Consider the following 562-nt stretch of genomic DNA (forward strand, 5'->3'; position numbering starts at 1 on the left):
GGGGAGCCCGCAGAATTCGGAAAAAATCGTACGCTAAGGTTTTCCGGGCATCCGTAAGGGCCGAAACTTCCCGTCTTCCAGTCTGCGGCTCTGCCGCCAGACGTAATCGCCGGTTAGGTTGATGTGCTCCCAGCCCAGCGGCGACAGGAATTGCAGCAGCTCGCCGTCCACCGGCTTGCCGGCCTCGACCAACCCCTGGGTGGCGCGTTCCAGGTACACCGTGTTCCACAGCACGATAGCCGCCGTCACCAGGTTGAGGCCGCTGGCCCGGTAGCGCTGCTGCTCGAAGCTCCGATCCCTGATTTCCCCAAGGCGGTTGAAGAACACCGCCCTGGCCAGCGAGTTGCGCGCCTCACCTTTGTTCAGGCCGGCATGCACGCGGCGGCGCAGTTCAACACTTTGCAGCCAGTCCAGGATGAACAGCGTGCGCTCGATCCGGCCCAGCTCGCGCAGGGCCACGGCCAGTCCGTTCTGGCGCGGGTAGCTGCCGAGCTTGCGCAGCATCAGCGAGGCGGTGACGGTGCCCTGCTTGATCGAGCTGGCCAGGCGCAGGATGTCGTCC

Annotated in this window: 1 protein-coding gene; it reads right to left on the reverse strand. The window is 65.1% G+C overall.

The genetic code is table 11. The annotated features are described in order from the left end of the window. Positions 1–33 precede the first annotated feature (33 nt). On the reverse strand, positions 34–562 hold a 529-nt coding region (locus tag OQV04_RS24860), incomplete at its 5' end, for a Tn3 family transposase (protein WP_032258437.1).

The sequence above is a fragment of the Escherichia sp. Lx600-2 genome (genome assembly GCF_036662595.1).
GTDB classification, from domain to species: Bacteria; Pseudomonadota; Gammaproteobacteria; order Enterobacterales; family Enterobacteriaceae; genus Escherichia; species Escherichia coli.